An 18208-nucleotide genomic window follows, 5' to 3' on the forward strand; every position below is an offset into this window, starting at 1 on the left:
GAGAGAGGCAACCATGCCGTTGACCGGCGATTACGAACCCAGCCCCAGTACCTGGGTGCGGGAGCACGTCGAGCGGTACGAGAAGAGCAACGGTGCGTCGGGCTCCGAGCTGTCGGGAATGCCGGTGGTCATCGTGACCACCGTGGGCAAGAAGTCGGGCAAGCTGCGCAAGACCCCCCTGATGCGGGTCGAACACGAGGGTTCCTACGCCGCGGTCGCCTCTCTGGGCGGCGCACCCACCCACCCGGTCTGGTACTGGAACATCAAGGCCCACCCGCACGTTGAGGTGCGGGACAAGGACCGGGTCGGTGACTTCGTGGCCCGAGAGGTGACCGGTGCGGAACGCGAACTCTGGTGGGATCGGGCGGTCGCGGTGTACCCCGACTACCGCGACTACCAGGAGAAGACCGAGCGGACGATCCCCGTCTTCGTGCTCGACCCCCGGGACTGACGTCCCTCACCACCGCACCCACCGATCCCGGTGCCCTGCCACCCCAGGAGGCCACGAATGAGCCGAACCGCCCTCGTCCTCGGATGCGGTGGGACCATCGGGGGCGCCTGGGCGATCGCGGCCATGCACGCCCTCGCCGAGCAGGTCGGGTTCGATCCCCGTGAGGCCGACGTCCTGCTGGGCACGTCCGCGGGTGCCGAGCTGGTGACCATGATCGGCGGCGGTGTCGGGATCGACGAACTGGTCGACATGCAGCGCGGACGTGCGCAGGACCCCCGGCTCCGGGAGCACATCGCGTCCACCCCGCCCGGCAGGCCGCCTCTGCCCCGGCCACCCCTGCTCAATCCCGGACTGCTGCGCACGCACTCCGGTCTGGCCGCCTACGCCGGGATCGCCCCCAGCGGTCGTGGTGACCTGGGCTGGCTGCAGCGATTGGCCGAGGGATTCGAGGTGGGCTCCTGGTTGCCCCACCCCGCCGCCCGGATGGTCGCCTACGACATCCGCGCCGGTGAGCGGGTCGTCTTCGGCGCACCGGGTTCGCCGATCGCGACCGTCGGCGAGGCGCTGCGGGCGTCCTGGTCGACTCCCGGGTGGATGACCCCGGTCCCCATCGGCGACCGCATCTTCGTCGACGGGGGGATGGGCTCGACGGCCTCGGTGGATCTGCTGGAGCCCGGGGACGCGGACCTGGTCTACGTCATCGCGCCCATGGCCTCGGCGCCCGGCGTCCGCGTGCCCGGACCGGGCGGCCGGATCGAACACCGACTGATCCGAAAGCCGATGTCCGAGGGACTGGCCGCCGAGATCGCCGCCGTCCGCGCCCGGGGCACCACGGTCGTCCCGATCCTCCCGACTGCCGCGGACCTCGCGGGGCTGGGTGCCCACTTCATGAGCAGTACCCGCCGTGTCGCGGCGTTCGAGTACTCGATGAGGACCGCGCCGGACACCGTCCGCACGGCATTGTCCAAGGCCGGCGTGGGCGCGTGACGTCGACCCGAGCCCGTGTCAGCGGGTCGCCCGCCGCGTGACCGGCCGGGACCCGTCACCGAGGTCCGGGTCCGGGAGTCGGCGGCCGGGATCCGCGAGACCCACGAGGTGCCCGTCCGACGACAGCCGCCGCATGGATTCGAGGAGCATGCGCCGCGCGGTCGCGTTGACCGACGAGACCCGGCTCAGGTCCAAGGTCACCTCACCGTCGCCCGGCGGGATCTCCGCGAGTCGACGCAGCACCTGTTCGGCGCTCGCGAAGGTCATGGGCCCCTGGAGGCGGAAGGTGCGTCTGCCGGTGATCTCGTCGAACCGCACCGAGCGGACGGCCTCCACCTCGGTGACCGTGGTGTTCATGAGGTGCAGCTCCAGATCGCGGGAGAGCCGCTCGAAGGTCCTCACCCCCTCGACGCTGTGGCCGTGTTCGTCGAGCCGAGGCGAGAACACCCCCAGGCCCACCTGTCCGGGCAGGGCACCGAGGATGCCGCCCGACACCCCGCTCTTCGCGGGGATCCCGACGGTGGACATCCAGTCCCCGGCCGCGTCGTACATCCCGCACGTGGTCATCACCGCCAGCACCTGTCGGGCCACCGGCGCCGAGATGACGCGCTCACGGGTGACGGGGTTGACCCCGCCGGTCGCCAGGGTCACCGCCATCACCGCCAGGTCGCGGACGGTCACCCGGTAGGCGCACTGGCGGGTGTACCCGCGGACCGCCGCGTCGGGGTCGTCGTCGATGATCCCTCCCGCCCGGACCAGATTGGCCATCGCCCGGTTCCGGAACGCCGTGCGCAGCTCGGACGTCATGACGGCCGCGTCGACCTCCAGGCGTCGGCCGGCGAACGCGGACAATCCCGCGGACAGCGCCTCGTCGCGCTCGTCCTCGTCAGCGCCGACCGGACCGACCAGGGTGTGAGTGGTGATGGCGCCGATGTTGATCATGGGGTTCCGGGGTCTGCCGCTGATCCTCTCCAGCGAGATCTGATTGAACGCGTCCCCGGACGGCTCCACGGCCACCTTCTCCAGGACCGCCTCGATCCCGCGGTCACGCAGCGCCAACGCGTAGGCGAACGGCTTGCTCATCGACTGGATGGTGAACTCGGCGTCCGCGTCACCGGCGGTGTAGACCACGCCGTCCATCGTGCAGGCGGCCACGGCGAACCGATCCGGGTCCACGGCCGCGAGTTCGGGAATGTAGTCGGCGAGGTGTCCGCCCGCGCCCGTCGCACACAGGTCGCGGATCTCTTGTAGGTAGTCAGGTACCGGCGTCTTCACGGCCTCAGGGTGTCACGCCGGCCGCGCCCGCGCGCCATGGCGGGCAATCCCGGCGCACTGACGGGCAACGCGGAGGTTAACGGCAATACAACGATTGTGTCTCACCGGTTTCGTCCGTTGTTCGCGTCACCCCACACTGGATTCACCCCCGACCAACGACGAAAGGTTGCTCATGAAGCGGACGATCGCAGTAACGGGAGCTATCGGGCTCGCAGTGTTCATGGGAGCGTGTGGCACGGACGACACGAACGGCGACGCCACCGCCACCGACGAGACCACCATGACCACTGAGATGACCACCGAGGAGACGACGGAGGAGATGACGGAGGAGCCGGCGGCGACCGGCAACATCGTCGAGACCGCGATGGCCGCGGGCGACTTCACCACCCTCACCCAGGCGCTCGAGGCCGCGGGTCTGGTGGAGACCCTCGAGGGGCCGGGCCCCTTCACGGTGTTCGCGCCCACCGATGAGGCGTTCGCGGCTCTTCCCGAAGGACAGCTCGAGGAACTCCTCGCCGATCCCACCGGTGACCTGGCCCAGATCCTGCAGTTCCACGTGATCGAGGGCGACGTCATGGCCGAGGACGTGATGGGGATGGACGGCGAGATGGTCCAGACCCTGCAGGGCGCCGAGTTCACGGTCGAGGTGGAGGGCGAGACCGTCACCCTCGTGGACGGCGCGGGCAACCGCATCACCGTCGTCCAGACCGACATCCCGGCCACCAACGGCGTCATCCACGCCATCGACGGGGTCATGATGCCCCCGGCCTGACCCGCGTCACAGGGCTCTCCGACGCGGACGCCCAGTGGTCAGAGGAACACGGTCACGCCCCGCTCGGCCCGTCACGGGTCGGGCGGGGCGTTCCCTCTTCCACGGACCGCGACCGCACCCCCGCCAGTATCCGGACGGACGTCCAGTTGGGCTCCCCGGTCAGGTCGTGTCGTAGCGCGTGAGATCCCGCGTCGCCGGCCCCTCGAGCAACTCGCCACACGCGGAGAACCGCGAGCCGTGCCACGGGCAGTCCCACGACCGCTCGGCCTCGTTCCAACTCAGCGCCGCGCCCATGTGCGGGCACAGGAGGCCGACCCTGCAGGTCTCGCCGTCATCCGCGGTCGCCTCCCCGATCGGCCGCACGGTCGGCCGGGGAGGACGCACGGCCGCCTGCACGGCGGTGGCCGCGAGCTGCAGCGGCAGATCGGCGTACAGCGAGACCGAGGTGCGCAGCACACCGGTGACCGAGGGTCGACCGAAGGAGACCCGCGGCTCCCGCCCGCTGAGCCGGTCCACCATGATGCCGGCCGCCGCCGGCGCCCCGGTCAGGCCCCACTTGCTGTACCCGCCCGCGAAGTGCACACGTCCCTTGCCCCACGGCATCGGGCCGGATTTGGGCAGCAGCGTGACCGGGTGGAAGTCCTGCGCGGACCATCCGTGCGTGAACACCGCGGAGGGGAAGTGCTTCGCGGCGTACTCGCGCAACGAGTCGATCTTCGACTCGGTCCCCGAAGCCGTGCCGGTGCGGTGGCCGTTGCCGCCGACGAGCAGGACCTCACGGTCTCCCACGGGCACCGTCCGCAGCGAGCGGACCGGGCTCTCGACCGACCCGTACATCCCCTCCTCCAGACCGCCGGGGTATTCGAACGCACAGAGGTAGGACCGTTCCGCCTCCATCGAGGCCACGGTGGGCCCGCGGTCCAGAGCGGGGGACGCGGTGGCCAACACGACGTCGCGCGCCGTGCACGTGCCCCCGTCGCTGCGCACCCGGACGTGGGCGTCTCCGTCGTGTCCGCGAACGTCCAGTCCCGTGACGCGGGAGTGCTCGATGATCCGGACCCCGAGCGCCGACGCGGCGCGGACCAGTGCCCCGAGAGCCTCGACGGGATCGAGTTGCATCTGGTCGGGCACCTCCACGGCGGACCGGGCGGGGAACGGGACGTCGATCCGGTCGTACCACCGCGCGGGCAGACCCAGTGCGTCGAGCGTGCGCTTCTCCGCGCGCAGGGTGTTCGTCCCCTTGACGCCGCGCGAGAAGGTGACCGCGCGCGACCTCTGCACGTCCACCCCGTGGGACCCGCAGAACTCCGCCCACCAGTCCAGGCCGTACTGGTTGGCCTCCGCGTATGCGCGGGCGGTCTCCAGACCGTGGTGCGAACGGATGGTCGACAGTCGGGTCCCCTGGAGAACCGAGACCTTGGCCGTGGTCGAACCGCTGGCCCCCGCGCCCACGGTGTGGGCCTCGAGCACCACCACCGAACTGCCCCGCGCGGCCGCGATCAGCGCGGTGATCAGACCGGTGAAACCCGCCCCCACCACCACGATGTCCACATGCTCGTCCTCGGGGAACTCCGCCACCGGGGGATCGATCGTCGTGCGTCGCCAGAATGATGTGCCCATCGTGCGTCTCCTCTGAGCTCGGTACGAACCTCGCGCGGCAACTGTAAGGCCGCGCACCGTGGCTCGCACCCGCTCGGGTTCACCGCCCGATCACAGTGCGCAGGGTCGCGGCGAACTCCTCCGCGTCGCGCGCGACCAGTCGCGAGTAGCTCAGCACGAGGCCGGCGGTCGGGTTCCGCGCGGACTGCCCGCTCAGCGCGCGCGTACGCCAGCCGGCCCGCTCGAGCTCGCGCACGACCTCGTCGTCGTCATGGCCGGGCAGCAGCACACACAGATGCAGCCCTGCCTCGACTCCTGTAACGCGGAGCTCAGGGCAGTGCCTCGCCAGGGCGGAGACGAGGTGGTGGCGCCGATCGCCGTACACCCGCGCCGCTCGCGCCAGGTGGCGGTCCATCGCTCCGGAGGCGATGAACGCGCCCAGCGCCTCCGCGGACAGCGTCGAGGGGCCGCGCCTGTGCACGACGAGCCAGCGGTCCACCTCGCGACGCAACGCAGGCGGCGGAAGGCACCACGCCACCCGCAGGTCGGGGGCCACCGACTTGGACGACGTGCCCACGTACGCCACGTGTCCGGCCGCGGCGGGGAGCGTGGCGAGCGCGGGCAGAGGGGCCACACCGTAGCGGAACTCGCCGTCATAGTCGTCCTCGATCACCAGCGACCCCGTGCGGTGCGCCCAGTCGACCAGGGCCACCCGCCGGTTCACACTCATCCGGTGCCCCAGCGGGAAGTGGTGGGCGGGGGTCGTGAAGACGATCCCGCGGCCCGAACCCAACCGCGCCGCGTCCAGACCACCGGGCTCGACCGGGTGGAACCGCGCCTCGAGGCCCTGTTCGCGGGCCATGAGCAGGGCGCCCCGGTATCCGGGGTCCTCCATGTGGAACGGCACCGGGCCGTGGGCCGCGACGAACGCCGAGCACAGGGCGGCGATCGCCGAGCGGGAGCTGTCGAACAGCACCGGGTCCGCCGCCGCGATGCCGCGGTGCCGGCGCAGGTGGCCGGCCAGCGCGGACCGCAGCGTGGGGCTCGGCTCCTCCCACGGGTTGAGGCCCGCCAACCCCCGCGCGGCCGCCGCCCGCACGGCAGAGCGCCAGGCCCGCTCGTCCACCAGCGCGGCGTCCGGGATCCCGGGACGCAGATCGCGGGCCGATCTGCCCTGACGGGCCTCGGGGACGGGAGACGACAGTGACGGGGAGGATCGTGACGACGGGGCGTGCGACGAGTGCGACGACGACGAGGTGTCGCCCCTTCCACGTGTCCGCGCGCCGGCTCGCGCCGCCTCGCCCGCGCCGTCGGCGACCCGCGTCCCCGAGCCCTGGACGGAGTCGACGAAGCCGGCGGCCGAGAGCTCGTCGAACGCCCGGACCACGGTGCCGCGGGAGAGCCCGGTCTGCCCGGCGAGCGCGCGCGTGGAGGGCAGCCTGTCGCCGTCGACCAGGGAACCGTCGGAGACCAGGTCGATGACCGCGTCCACCAGATCCGCGGCACCCGAGACCTCACCCAGGACCACCGATCCGGGACTTCCGGTGCGGGCCATGCTCCCATCGTAGGCGCGCGAGGCCGCAAAGTGGTCTCGCGGGTGTGCGAGAAGTGGACCTTCTTGCCTGTCCACTTATCCGGTGGGATGACCCCATGCAGATCTACCGCCAGTCCCGACGCCTCCGCGACGTGCGCTACGACGTGCGCGGCCCCCTGCTCACCGAAGCCGAGCGACTCGAATCCCAGGGCCACGACGTACTGCGGCTCAATCTGGGGAACATGTACCCGTTCGGTCTCGAGGCGCGGCCCGAGATCGTGGAGGCGGTGAGTCGCGACCTCGGCAGCGGCCAGGCCTACTCGGACTCACGCGGCATCCCGGAGGCCAGGGCGGCGGTGGCCGACCACTACCGGCGATGCGGGGTGGCCGGGTTGCGCGCCGAGGACGTGTTCCTGGGCAACGGGGTGAGCGAACTCATCACGCTGGTCCTGCAGGCGTTGATCGACCCGGGCGACGAGATCCTGCTCCCGGCGCCGGACTACCCCACCTGGACCGGCGCGGTGAACCTCACCGGTGGCGTCCCCGTGCACTACCTGGCCGACGAGTCCGACGGCTGGAACCCGTCGCTCGCAGACATCGAGTCGAAGGTCACCCCGCGGACCACGGCGCTCGTGCTGATCAACCCCAACAACCCGACCGGGGCCGTCTACAGCGCGGAGACCGTCCGGGGCATGGCCGACATCGCCCGCCGGCACGGACTCGTCCTGCTCAGCGATGAGATCTACGAGAAACTGGTGTTCGGCGGAGCCCGACACCACCACGCGGCGCTCGCCGCCGGGGACGACGTCCTCTGCCTGACCTTCGGGGGGCTGTCCAAGGCGTACCGGGTATGCGGGTACCGGGCCGGCTGGGTGGCCGCGACAGGGCCTCTCGAGCGGGCACAGGACCTGCTCGAAGGACTCACCCTGCTGGCCAACATGCGGGTGTGCCCCAACGTCCCGGGTCAATACGCGATCCCGGTCGCGCTGGCGGAGGACTCACCGTGGGGCGCCGACGTGATCGACCCCGACGGCCGGATCGAGCGCCAACTCGCACTGGCGACCGAGCGCCTCGACGCCATCCCGGGCGTGAGCTGCGTGGCCCCCCGCGGCGCGCTCTACTGCTTCCCCCGGCTGGACACCGAGAGGTTCGGCATCCGGAGCGACGAGGACCTGGTGCTGGACCTACTGCGCTCCGAGCACGTGCTGGTGACCCACGGCACCGGTTTCAACTGGCCGGAGCCCGATCACTTCCGGATCGTGTGCCTGCCCGACGCCGCGGTGCTGGAGAGCGCGATCGGCAGGATCACCGGGTACCTCGAGCGGCGTGCCCACACGTCAAGAGCGCGAGGCCCCGGGGTCGGAGGTCAGCTCTCGAGAGCCGGCTTGATGTGATCCCACCCGGCGCCGAAGTTCTTGAGGAAGTTCGGCCAGTTGTGGAAGCCGGTGTCGGAGTAGTCGACCCGGTATCCGACTCCGGCGCGGTCCAGCGCCTTCTCCAACGCCTTCGACCCCTCCAGCACGCCCATCTCGAGCACCTGGCCGACGATCATGCTCAGGGCGTCCGCGCCACCGCGGTAGTACTCGAGGTCGGCGGGGCCGGCGACGTTGCTCCCGGAGGAGAAGTACACGGCCGTGTTCCTCAGATCCCCGGCATGGGAGACGGTGTCATGCCGCTTCCACTGCTCGCTGCGGCGCGGGCCCCACATGTTCTCGACGTCACCGCCGCGGGTCTCGATCGTGCCGCGGACGGACTGGTATCCGAGCGCGTCCATGGTCGAGTAGTACCCGCTGAACGACATGACGCCCCGGTAGATCTCGGGATAGGTGGCCGCGAGGTGCATGGCCGCCTGACCACCCATGGAGGCACCACCGATGGCGCTCTTGCCGTTGGTCTCCAGCCCCTTCGTCGCGAGCCCCTGCTCGACGATCCCCGGAAGCTCCCGGGTGAGGAAGGTCTCCCACCTGTTGTAGCCGAGCACGGGGTCGGCGCGGTTCCAGTCGGCGTAGTACGAGGCGTACGCGCCGGTCGGGATGACCACGTGGACGTTGTCCTCGCGCACGCGGTCGTGAATCCGCGCCTGGTGGTTCCAGCCGGAGTTGTATTCGGGAGCGTCGACGCCGTCGAGCATGTAGAGCACGGGCGCCGGGCCGTCGTCGGTGATGCGCGAGGGCACGACCTCCAGGATGACCTCGCGCTTCATCGCCGCGGACGTGACCAGCCAGTACTCGTACTCGCCGGACGTGCGCTCGACCTCGACGAACTCGGACGTGGTGATGGTCTCGTCCACCGGGCGGGGCGCGTTGGGGAGCGGGGTGGCGGAGCCCTCACCGTCCAGCGGGAAATCCGCGGAGCCGACGGAGCCGATGAACCGGGTGGCCGACCCGAGCGGAACCGAACCGGCCGCCTCGAGGATGGTCCCCAGGCTCTCGGAACCCAGCGTCGAGGGGTCGATGCTGGCGGTCTGGGCGAGAACGGGAGTGGCCGACCCGAGGGTCAGGGCAACGGCGAATGCCCCGGCGGTGGCGACCACACGGTGGAATCCGAGAGGCATGACGCTCCAAGTGCTGTGCGATGTGATCTGTGGAGCTTAGCGCTATCCCCGCAGCGCCTCCTCGACCGCGTCCCGCAGGTCCTCCGGCTTGCGGGTGGGACCGAACCTGTCGATCACCTTTCCGTCGCGCCCCACGAGGAACTTGGTGAAGTTCCACTTGATCCGCCCACCGAGCAACCCGGATTTCTCGGATTTGAGCCAGTCGTAGAGCGGGTGGGCTCCCGACCCGTTGACCTCGATCTTGGAGAACACCGGGAACTCCACGCCGAAGTTGCGTTCGCAGAACGAGCCGATCTCCTCATCGGAGCCCGGTTCCTGGTGGGCGAACTGGTCACACGGGAATCCGAGTACCACGAAACCCTGGTCGCGGTAGTCCTCGTACAACTTCTGGAGCCCCTTGTACTGCGGGGTGAATCCGCACTTGCTGGCGGTGTTGACCACCAGGACCACCTGCCCGGCGTAGTCCGCCAGGTCCTTCTCGCTCCCGTCGAGCAGGCCCGCTCGAAAATCCGTGAGAGTGACATTGTCATCGGGCACGGCGCAGCTCCTCGTCGTCGTCATGACAGGCGGGGGGCACCCGCCGTCCGTCCCGAGGCTTCCACACCCTCGCCCACCGCGCACCTGGCGTCACCTCGCCCGCTCCGCACCTGGCGTCACCTCGTCGCGGACGCTCCGGACACCTCGGGCATCCGCAACCCGGACACCGCCCCGATCACTCCGAGCACCGCGAGAAAGACCAGCGCCCATTCGATCCCCGCCAGCGCGAGAGCCGAGGTGATGCCGCCCGTCACGAGCAGGATGACGCCCATGGCCGAGTTGGAGACCGCGACGTAGGTCGTGCGCAGGTCCCCCTCCGCCACGTCCACCACGTAGGTCTTGCGGCCCACCCGCACCCCGGAGTGCAGGAGGGTGAGCAGGAAGTAGCCGCCCACGAAGAACGCGGTCCCCGGGCCGGACGACCCGTCCACACCGAACAGCGAGACGGCGGCCACGAAACCGAGCGTCACCGCCGACGCGGCGGCGGCGGCCCCTGCCATGAGCCGCCGACTGGACCGGTCGGCGACCCGGCCGAAGACCCGCCCCCCGATGAGCGAGGCGACACCGGAGGCCAGGATGAAGCCGCCGAGTCCGGCGAGCGCCCCGGTGCCCGCCGCCACGGACATGGACACGATGAACGGCGGGCTCAGCGAGGACACCAGCACCAGACCTCGGACGGTGACGAACCGCCGGAACGTCCGGTCCTCGCGGAACAGGCGGGCAGCCTCGGCGAACCAGGATCCGCGGCCCTCGTCTACCGGGTCGTCGGAGGTCCCGGCGTCCGTCTCCCCCGCCGGCTCGGTGACGCGCGCGTAGACCAGGGCTGACAGCACCCACAGCGCGGCTCCGCCGGCCAGGAGCAGGGCGAGTGCGCCGGCGCTCAGGTCGTCACCTCCGAGCGCCCGGATCGCCAACCCGAGGGTCACGGCGACGATCCCGGCCGCCGACGTCGCGAGACCGATGATCTGCCCGCGTTCCCCGGAGGGGATGGTGCGGCCCTGGACATCCTTGGAGGCGATCGAGCACAGGCACCTCCCGAGGGAGAACACCACGAGCGCGGCCAGGATCCCCACCCCGGCGGCCGTGCCGTGGCCGAGTGCCGCGACCCCGGCCATCACCGCCACCGCGGCGGCCTGCACCCCGGCCCCGGTGATGAAGACCCACTTGCGGTGGGTGACCCGCAGGACGAGTGGGGTGAGCAGCACCTGGGGCAGCATCGACCCCGACTCCCTGATGGGCACCAGCAGACCGACCAGCGCCGCGGGTACCCCGAGGACGTGGAACAGCCACGGCAGCACCGTGGAGGCGTTGACCGCCTGATCCCCCGAGGACTGCAGGGTGTTGGCCGCCACCAGCCGCAGGCCGTTGCGGGGGATGTCGCGTGCCACCCGCTCCGGGAGGTCGCCCCCGCCGGAGTGCTCGCGGGTGACGAGGGCGGAGTAGACGGTCTCGGCGGCGGTCACGGTCTGGAGAGCCTAATCGCCGCCGGCCGCGACGCCCGCGATGCCCGGGACCGGGCGCCGTGGATCAGGCCAGCGGGCCACCACAGGTGGGCCAGGCGCCCGGCCCCTGTCCGGCGAGGACGCGCTCGCCGATGTCGATCTGCTGCTCTCGGGTGGCCTGGTCCGCGGTCGGGGCGTACTCCGCGCCACCGAAGCCGGTCCAGGTCTGGGCGGCGAACTGCAGGCCACCGTAGTAGCCGTTGCCGGTGTCGATGTGCCAGTCGCCACCGGACTCACACTGGGCCACCTGATCCCAGGCGCTCGCCGGCGCGGCGGTGGCGGCGGGGGCGGCCAGCGAGGCCCCACCCGCGGCGATACCGCCAGCGAGCATCGCACCGGTCAGCGTTCGGACGAGCGTCTTCTGCATGTCTCGTGACCTCCTGGGTCTCGGGTCGTGCCACTGTGCCTGCCCGCCGACGGGCTCCCCCTGGCGGCGACCAGGCCCCCGATCGACGGGGACGGCGGACGACCCTACGAGCGGGGTCCGGGGACGACGCAACCCGACGCGGCGCCACATCCTGGATCCAGGAAGGGATCGGGCGAGAGGAGGGCGGGCCCCATCGGCGTCACCGCAGGTCATCGGGACGCCTCGCGATCGCACCGCGGAAGCCGGACTCCTCGGTGAGATGGCTCACCCTTGCGTCGGCGACCCGGGAGGCTCCCGTCCCTCAGCCCGCCACGACCGCGGCGAGGTTGGACAGCGAGTCCTCGAGCTCCTGCTCGGACACCAGGGGGAAGGAGACCTTCTTGAGGATCTCCTTGTCGGTGACCTTGCCCCAGTCGTAGGTGAGGCGGACCAGCGTCGACTCGGGCCCGCGGTTCTCGAGCTCCCAGACCCATTCCCAGCCGGGGGGCTCGGTGCCGGCGGGCGCGGTCTGCCACGCCAGGATCTTGTCCTTGCCGTATCCCGTCACGTGGTTCTCCGTGCGGTACTCACCACCCATGTGCTCGCCCTCCATGTCCATGGCGAACACGTCTCCGACCTGCTGGATCCGGTCGGACTTGTAGTCGCCGCGCACGAAGCCCGAGCCGTCCAGCCTGGCATGGTTCTCCGGGTTGGTGAGGACCTCGAAGATCTCGGCCGCCGAGTGGTCGATCACGCGCTCGACGGTGATGTTCGTTGATGTGGTCATGTCCTCCACCCTGCCCGGCCGGTCGGCGTCGTGCATCCGGTCTGCGGGTCGCCGGCCGGGTCGCCGGCCCCGTGAACCGCCGCTACCGTCGTGGACATGGACCAGTCGACACCGCACCGGACCGAGGCGTCCACTACCCACGCCACCCCGACGGAGACCCGTGTGACCCGGGAGACGGGATGGGCCATGCCCGTGGTCACACTCCTGGGGGTGGCGGCGGCCATCGTGGCCGCGTTCGTCGGGAGCGGCGCCCTCGGTGGCACCCCGGTGGCCGACGCCGCGGGCGGTGCGCTGTCCGCGGACGCCACACCGGTGGCCCCGGCGGGATCAGCGTTCAACATCTGGAGCGTCATCTATCTGGGGCTGATCGTCTACGCCCTCTGGCAACTGTCCCCGACCGCCCGCCGTTCGGCCCGGCAGCGGGCGCTGCGCCCGTGGGCACTGGCGTCGGTCCTGCTCAACGCCGCCTGGATCTGGACCGTCCAGCTCGACCAGGTCGGGCTCTCGGTGGTGGTGATCCTCGTGCTGCTCGCGGTGCTGATCCGCATCATGTACCTCCTCGGCGCACCCCGCACCGGCGGCGCGGTGGAGCTGGTCGTCACCGACGGCACGTTCGGTCTCTACCTGGGCTGGGTGTCGGTGGCGACGCTCGCCAACACCTTCGCGTGGCTCGCCGCCGAGGGCGTGGCCCCGGTGACCGACATCCCGCTCGGGGTCGTCGGCATCGTCGCCGCCGCGGGCATCGGCGTCGCCACCGCCCTACTGAGCCGAGGCCGGGTGGCCCCAGCCCTGGCCACCTCCTGGGGCCTCGCGTGGGTGGCCGTGGGACGCACCGAAGGCGATTTCGAGTCCGGGGCGCTGGTCTGGACCGCGGCGGCGGCCTCAGCCGTCGTCATCGCGGTGGCCTTGCTCACCTGGCTCCGGGTCCGCCGTGCGGCGCCGACCCGTCAGGACGCCAGTCTCTCCGGCAGGTCCTGAGGCGGGGTCCGCGGGGCACCCAGCTGGCCGACCAGCCGGTCGCCGAGGATCTCCAGTGGCGACCTGCCCTCGGGACCCGGCTCGGAGTACTGCGCGGCGTAGCCGCGGTCCTCGTACCTCGCCAGCGCGGCGCGCGCCTGATCCAGACGGCGCCCGACCGCCATCGGCCACTCCGCCGGCCGCTGGAGCACGTGCAGACGCAGGGCCAGCTGCGTGCGGGAGTCCGGCAGGTCCTCGAGCAGTCCACGGAAGACCTGATCCGGTGTCAACGGGGAGTCACGGACCGCGGCCCTCAGGAGACTGTCCCTCTCGATGCCGCTCAACGGGTCCCCGGGGACCGAGACCCAGACCGTCCGCTCCGGAAGGGGACCCGCGCGCCTGCCGGCCACCCCCTGGCCACCCGGGTCCGCTGTTCCCGGCAGCCAGCGGTCACGCGGCCGGAACGGGTCCCCGAGCAGGCCCACGGCGAGCACCCTGTCCAGCTGATCGGGGTGTGCGTCCAGCCAGTCGTGGATGACGCGGCATCCGCAGCAGCAGCCCAGGAGGACGATCCCGTCGGACGGGTGGAGACCCACGAGTCTGGCCAGATCCGCCACTCCCGCCGCCGAGGCGGCGTCCCAGCTCCGCGGGCGGTGGAGGCGCGTCCGTTCCGGCTCCGGCCACTGCACCCGGACCGCGGCGCGGGCGCCGAGGCGGGAGGACAGGTCGTCGACGAAGCCGTCCAGCACCCCCGAGGAGGAGCGGTACGACCCCTCGCCGTCCGCGACGATGATCCGCATGGTGTCCACCTCTCCGGCGGCCCGCGGCCTCGGCCAGGGGGCTGGCGCGGGATATGCCTGTCCCCCGAAAGTAGGACAGGCATGCGGTCGTGTCAATAAGTATTCATTGATAACTCCTGCGTTGCGGTACCACCACCCCCGCCGCGGCCGTCCCGCGACCCGTCCCGTCTCACCCCTTGGCGGCCGCCACGATCACCTGCGCCGCATCATCGGCCACCCGGAACGCCGTGGTCTCACCGAACACCGTCGCGGCGACCTGCGCCCCCTCGTAGAGCTGGTGGACGGCCGCCGCCACGGCGGGGTCACCACCGACGAGCTCAGCGAGCAGCCTCCGCATCCACCGCTTCTCCTCCCTGATCGTCTCGGCGGCGGCAGAACGCCCCGCTCCCCCGACCTCGGCCCACGCGTTGACGAAAGCGCATCCGCGCCGGTTCGGCCCGGCCCAGTCCTCGGCCCGCCGGAAGAACCGGGGCAGGGTCCACTCCGTCGCGTCGAGATGATCGACGAGATACTGCTGCCACCGGCTGCCGCGTCGCCGCAGGTACGCGTCGACGAGGCCGTCCTTGGACCCGAAGCGCTGATAGAGCGTGCGTTTGGTCGTCCGCGCCTGCTCGGCGATGAGTTCGACGCCCACTGCGGTGATGCCCCGCGAGTAGAAGAGCTCGTCGGCCGCCAGGAGGATGCGCTCCCCCACCTCGGTCGTGGGGATGATCGGCCACGGCTCAGGGGTCACCCGGTCCTCCTCGGGACAGTGCACTCCCCGGCGGTGCCCGACGGGTGCACTGACAGTATACCGATCGGTATGCTTTGCTCGGGCCGTGGACAGGATTCTGGTGGCCGGCGCCTTCGTGGTGTTGTGGAGTTGCGGTTTCGTGGGTGCCGCGTGGGGTACGGCGGACACCGAACCCGCGGGGCTGCTGGCGTGGCGGTACGTCATCACCGCCGGCGTCCTGCTCTCGGTGGTCACGGTGCTCGGCAGCCGGATCGGCCGTCGTGATCTCGGGCGGCAGTGCGTTCTGGGCCTCACCGCGCACGGGATGTTCCTCGGGGGCCTGTTCGCCGCGTCCGCGGCCGGGGTGGACGCGGGGACGGCTGCGCTGGTGTGTTCGGCCCAGCCGCTGCTCGTCGCGGCCGCCGGTGCCGTGTTCTGGGGCGACCGGCTGGCGCCGCGGCAGTGGAGCGGGGTCGCCCTCGGTCTCGGCGCGGTCGCACTCTGCGTCGGCGGGATCGGCGATCCGGGCCCGGCGATGGTCCTACCGGTGATCAGCCTGCTGGGTCTGAGCTGCTCGGCGCTGCTCGAGCGTCGCTGGGCGCCCCGGGTCAACCTGGTCACCGCCCTCACGGTCCAGGTGTGTGCTGCGGCGGTCGTCTTTGTCACCGTCGCCGTGCTCACCACCGGACTCGCGGTCGACCCGACCGCGCGGCTCGTGGGGTCGCTCGCATGGCTGGTGGTCCCGGCCGGGCTCGGTGGCTATGGGGCGTACATCCTCTCCCTGCGCCGCCTCGGCGCCACGCCCACGAGCATGCTGCTCTACCTCACCCCTCCGGTTTCGGCGATCTGGGCGTGGGCGATGCTCGGCGACCGGGTCGGGGCACCCCAACTCATCGCGATGGGGCTGGGGGTCGTGGCGGTCCTGCTCGCGGCGGACTCCGGTTCGTTCCCGCGCCGGGGCGACGGGGCCGAGCCCGCTCACCTGTCTCAGGTGCCGCAGAAGGTGACGTGAGGAGAGGCGTCGGGCGGGGCCGGGCTGGCGTACCGCTGAAGTCCGGGACGCTCGGTGTAGGGATCGGTGACGACGACGAGGAGCTCGGAGAACGGCCCGAGATCACCCGCCGTCGCCGCGTCCAGGGCCTCCTCCACCAGGTGGTTGCGCGGGATGTACACGGGATTCGCGGCCGCCATCACCTCGACCGAGGGATCCAGCGTGCGCCAGCTCGCAAGCCATCCGTCCGCCAACTCCCCCACCAGCTCCCGCACTGCCGACGTGTCACCCGCCGCGGCCGGGATGAGCGCGCGGAAGAACGACGTGAAGTCGACCCGGGTCGCGGTGAGCAACCGCGAGAGTTCCTCCAGCAGCGGCTCGACCGGATCCGATTCGACCGCCTCCGACTCGGATCGGCCCGGCGCAGCGGGAAGCCCCAGCTTGCGACGCATCCCCGCGGTCCAGGCCGCCTGATAGCGAGCGGGGAACGTGCCCAGAGAGGCCGTCAGCGTCTCGACGGCCGCGTTCTCGTCGTCGTCGACCAACGGGACCAGGGTCTCGGCGAACCGCGCCAGGTTCCACTGCATGATGGGCGGCTGGTTTCCGTAGGCGTAGCGGCCCTGGGTGTCTATCGAGCTGAACACGGTGGCCGGGTCGAATGCCTCCATGAACGCACAGGGGCCGTAGTCGATGGTCTCGCCGGAGATCGTGGTGTTGTCCGTGTTCATCACCCCGTGGATGAACCCCAGGAGCATCCACTGCGCCACGAGGGAGGCCTGGGCGTCGAGGACCGACTCGAACAGACCGAGATACCGGTTCTCGGTCTCCGCCGCCTGCGGATGGTGGCGCGTGATGGCGTGGTCGGCCAGCCTGCGCACCAGGTCGAGGTCTCCGGTGGAGCGCGCGAACTGGAAGGTGCCCACCCGCAGGTGACTGCCCGCGACGCGAGCCAGCACGGCGCCCGGAAGGGGTTGATCACGGTGCACGGCCACCCCGGTGCCGACCACCGCGAGCGCCCGCGTGGTGGGCACACCCAGCGCATGCATGGCTTCGCTGACGAGGTACTCGCGGAGCATCGGCCCGACGGCCGCCAGGCCGTCCCCTCCCCGGGCGAACGGCGTGCGCCCGGACCCCTTGAGGTGCAGGTCGCGCCCGTCCGCCAGCTCGCCCATCAGCAGGGCCCGCCCGTCGCCCAGTCGCGGCGAGTAGCCCCCGAACTGGTGTCCCGCGTACGCCTGCGCGACCGGGGTGGCGCCGGCGGGGACGTGCGTGCCGGTCAGCAGTCGTAGTCCCTCCTCCGACCGGAGATAGTCGGGATCGATCCCCAGCTCGTCGGCCAGCGGGTCGTTGAGGGCGAGTAGTCGCGGGGTCGGGGCCTCGGCCGCCGTCCACGGCACGCCGAGATCGGGAAAGCCGCGGGCGAAATCGTCGCCGAGCCGCACGCCGGACCGCTCCTGGGAAGTCATACCGTCAACGGTACGGCTCCGTCGCGGGGTGGTCGGCCCGTCCGCTCCCGCCCTCCGTGACGGCGCCGAGCCGCGCGAGGTCCTCCCGCAGTGCCGCGATGTCCGCCGATAACCGGCTGACCTGAGCCTGAGTCGCGGACTGGTTGACCTCATCCTGCTCGCTGACCCGGTCCACGATCCACGAGGCGAGCGTGGCCGTGACGACGCCCAGCAGGGCGATCCCGGCGAGCATCAGTCCCGTCGCGATCATCCGGCCCGTCGGGGTCACCGGCGCGATATCCCCGTACCCGACCGTCGTGACGGTGACCACCGCCCACCACAACGCCTGACCGTAGGTCTCGATCGACGCTCCGGGAGCACCGCGCTCCGCATCCAGAATCGCCAGGGAGGACACGATCAACAGGACCGACGTCGACCCCGCGGCGTACGCGATCACCTGGCCGCGCACAGCCGTCCCCGCCGAGCGGTGCATGATGCTCAGCAGCATCATCAGACGGAGGAGGCGCAACGGCCGGAGCATCGGCAGGGCGATCACCACCAGTTCGTACCAGTGCGTGAACAGCCACCGACCCCGCGGTCTCGCCAACGCCAGTCGCACCGCGAAGTCCACCGCGAAGAGCACCCAGGTCCCCACCATCACGATCTCGGTGACCACGCCCCCTGTGCCCTCCGGGTTCACCAGCACCGAGACCGCGTAGGCGGCGAGGAAGGCCAGGGCTGCGCCGATCAAGGGCCATTCCGTCAGTTCCGCCCACCGTTTCTCCGTCACCTCTCGATGATGACCGACTCCGGGGACGAAGGCGGCGAACGTGACGGCATGGTTACCGATCAGCGGTTCAGGTTCATTTGAGGGATGACACGGCGTACATTCCTCACAACCGACGAGTCGCCCCGTACATCGCCAGATGTAGAGAGACGGGGCGGCGTACGCGCCATGC

Annotated in this window: 18 protein-coding genes; 6 read left to right on the plus strand and 12 right to left on the minus strand. The window is 71.2% G+C overall.

Features of this window, described 5'->3' with window-relative positions; translation table 11 throughout:
* The first annotated feature begins 13 nt into the window (after positions 1-13).
* A complete protein-coding gene (locus tag CT688_RS15955; RefSeq protein WP_107757693.1) occupies positions 14-451 on the plus strand; it encodes a nitroreductase family deazaflavin-dependent oxidoreductase in 438 nt (145 codons plus the stop codon).
* Between the two features lie 57 nt (positions 452-508).
* Entirely contained in the window at positions 509-1438 is a 930-nt protein-coding gene (locus CT688_RS15960) for a patatin-like phospholipase family protein (RefSeq protein WP_107757694.1), read from the plus strand.
* 18 nt (positions 1439-1456) lie between these two features.
* On the opposite strand, the gene CT688_RS15965 is transcribed toward CT688_RS15960, so the two are convergent.
* Positions 1457-2713 carry a glutaminase gene (locus tag CT688_RS15965; RefSeq protein ID WP_107757695.1) on the minus strand — a complete coding sequence of 419 codons (1257 nt, stop codon included), beginning with the start codon at positions 2711-2713 and terminating at the stop codon, positions 1457-1459.
* 280 nt (positions 2714-2993) lie between these two features.
* Between CT688_RS15965 and CT688_RS15970 the strand changes: the two genes are divergently transcribed.
* Positions 2994-3485: a fasciclin domain-containing protein gene (locus CT688_RS15970; RefSeq protein ID WP_231750399.1), complete on the plus strand. Its 492-nt coding sequence runs from the start codon at positions 2994-2996 to the stop codon at positions 3483-3485.
* 159 nt (positions 3486-3644) lie between these two features.
* On the opposite strand, the gene CT688_RS15975 is transcribed toward CT688_RS15970, so the two are convergent.
* Together CT688_RS15975 and CT688_RS15980 are read right to left on the minus strand one after the other, a co-directional pair.
* Positions 3645-5105 (minus strand): FAD-dependent oxidoreductase, encoded by a 1461-nt coding sequence (locus tag CT688_RS15975; protein ID WP_107757697.1) that lies wholly within the window; start codon positions 5103-5105, stop codon positions 3645-3647.
* Between the two features lie 79 nt (positions 5106-5184).
* Positions 5185-6639 carry a PLP-dependent aminotransferase family protein gene (locus CT688_RS15980; RefSeq protein ID WP_107757698.1) on the minus strand — a complete coding sequence of 485 codons (1455 nt, stop codon included), beginning with the start codon at positions 6637-6639 and terminating at the stop codon, positions 5185-5187.
* A 95-nt stretch (positions 6640-6734) separates the two neighbouring features.
* Between CT688_RS15980 and CT688_RS15985 the strand changes: the two genes are divergently transcribed.
* A complete protein-coding gene (locus CT688_RS15985; protein WP_231750400.1) occupies positions 6735-8012 on the plus strand; it encodes a pyridoxal phosphate-dependent aminotransferase in 1278 nt (425 codons plus the stop codon).
* Here the strand turns inward: CT688_RS15985 and CT688_RS15990 are convergent.
* The 5 genes from CT688_RS15990 to CT688_RS16010 form a co-directional block, all read right to left on the minus strand.
* Positions 7985-9172, minus strand: a complete 1188-nt coding sequence (locus CT688_RS15990; protein WP_107757699.1) for an alpha/beta hydrolase family protein — start codon at positions 9170-9172, stop codon at positions 7985-7987. The genes CT688_RS15985 and CT688_RS15990 overlap by 28 nt on opposite strands.
* A 42-nt stretch (positions 9173-9214) precedes the next feature.
* Complete coding sequence (locus tag CT688_RS15995) at positions 9215-9733, minus strand: glutathione peroxidase (protein WP_156607295.1); 519 nt, start codon at positions 9731-9733, stop codon at positions 9215-9217.
* 92 nt (positions 9734-9825) lie between these two features.
* The gene (locus CT688_RS16000; protein ID WP_107757701.1) at positions 9826-11172 is read right to left on the minus strand and encodes an MFS transporter; all 1347 of its coding nucleotides are present in this window, start codon (positions 11170-11172) and stop codon (positions 9826-9828) included.
* Between the two features lie 64 nt (positions 11173-11236).
* A complete protein-coding gene (locus tag CT688_RS16005; RefSeq protein ID WP_197431439.1) occupies positions 11237-11578 on the minus strand; it encodes a transglycosylase family protein in 342 nt (113 codons plus the stop codon).
* Positions 11579-11879: 301 nt separating this feature from the next.
* Entirely contained in the window at positions 11880-12344 is a 465-nt protein-coding gene (locus CT688_RS16010) for an SRPBCC domain-containing protein (protein ID WP_107758274.1), read from the minus strand.
* Between the two features lie 186 nt (positions 12345-12530).
* Between CT688_RS16010 and CT688_RS16015 the strand changes: the two genes are divergently transcribed.
* Entirely contained in the window at positions 12531-13322 is a 792-nt protein-coding gene (locus CT688_RS16015; protein ID WP_370446363.1) for a tryptophan-rich sensory protein, read from the plus strand.
* Here the strand turns inward: CT688_RS16015 and CT688_RS16020 are convergent.
* Both CT688_RS16020 and CT688_RS16025 read right to left on the minus strand, forming a co-directional pair.
* Complete coding sequence (locus tag CT688_RS16020; protein ID WP_107757703.1) at positions 13292-14101, minus strand: hypothetical protein; 810 nt, start codon at positions 14099-14101, stop codon at positions 13292-13294. The genes CT688_RS16015 and CT688_RS16020 overlap by 31 nt on opposite strands.
* Before the next feature lie 169 nt (positions 14102-14270).
* Entirely contained in the window at positions 14271-14834 is a 564-nt protein-coding gene (locus CT688_RS16025; RefSeq protein ID WP_197431440.1) for a TetR/AcrR family transcriptional regulator, read from the minus strand.
* 85 nt (positions 14835-14919) lie between these two features.
* On the opposite strand from CT688_RS16025, the gene CT688_RS16030 reads away from it, so the two are divergent.
* Positions 14920-15825 (plus strand): DMT family transporter, encoded by a 906-nt coding sequence (locus CT688_RS16030; RefSeq protein WP_197431441.1) that lies wholly within the window; start codon positions 14920-14922, stop codon positions 15823-15825.
* Here CT688_RS16030 and CT688_RS16035 read toward each other — a convergent pair.
* Positions 15801-17270, minus strand: coding sequence for a YdiU family protein (locus CT688_RS16035; protein ID WP_107757705.1), 1470 nt, complete (start codon positions 17268-17270; stop codon positions 15801-15803). The two genes, CT688_RS16030 and CT688_RS16035, sit on opposite strands and share 25 nt — an antisense overlap.
* A 4-nt stretch (positions 17271-17274) precedes the next feature.
* Complete coding sequence (locus CT688_RS16040) at positions 17275-18039, minus strand: potassium channel family protein (RefSeq protein ID WP_194860482.1); 765 nt, start codon at positions 18037-18039, stop codon at positions 17275-17277.
* Positions 18040-18208: the final 169 nt, after the last annotated feature.

Source organism: Dietzia sp. JS16-p6b (assembly GCF_003052165.1).
GTDB lineage: Bacteria > Actinomycetota > Actinomycetes > Mycobacteriales > Mycobacteriaceae > Dietzia.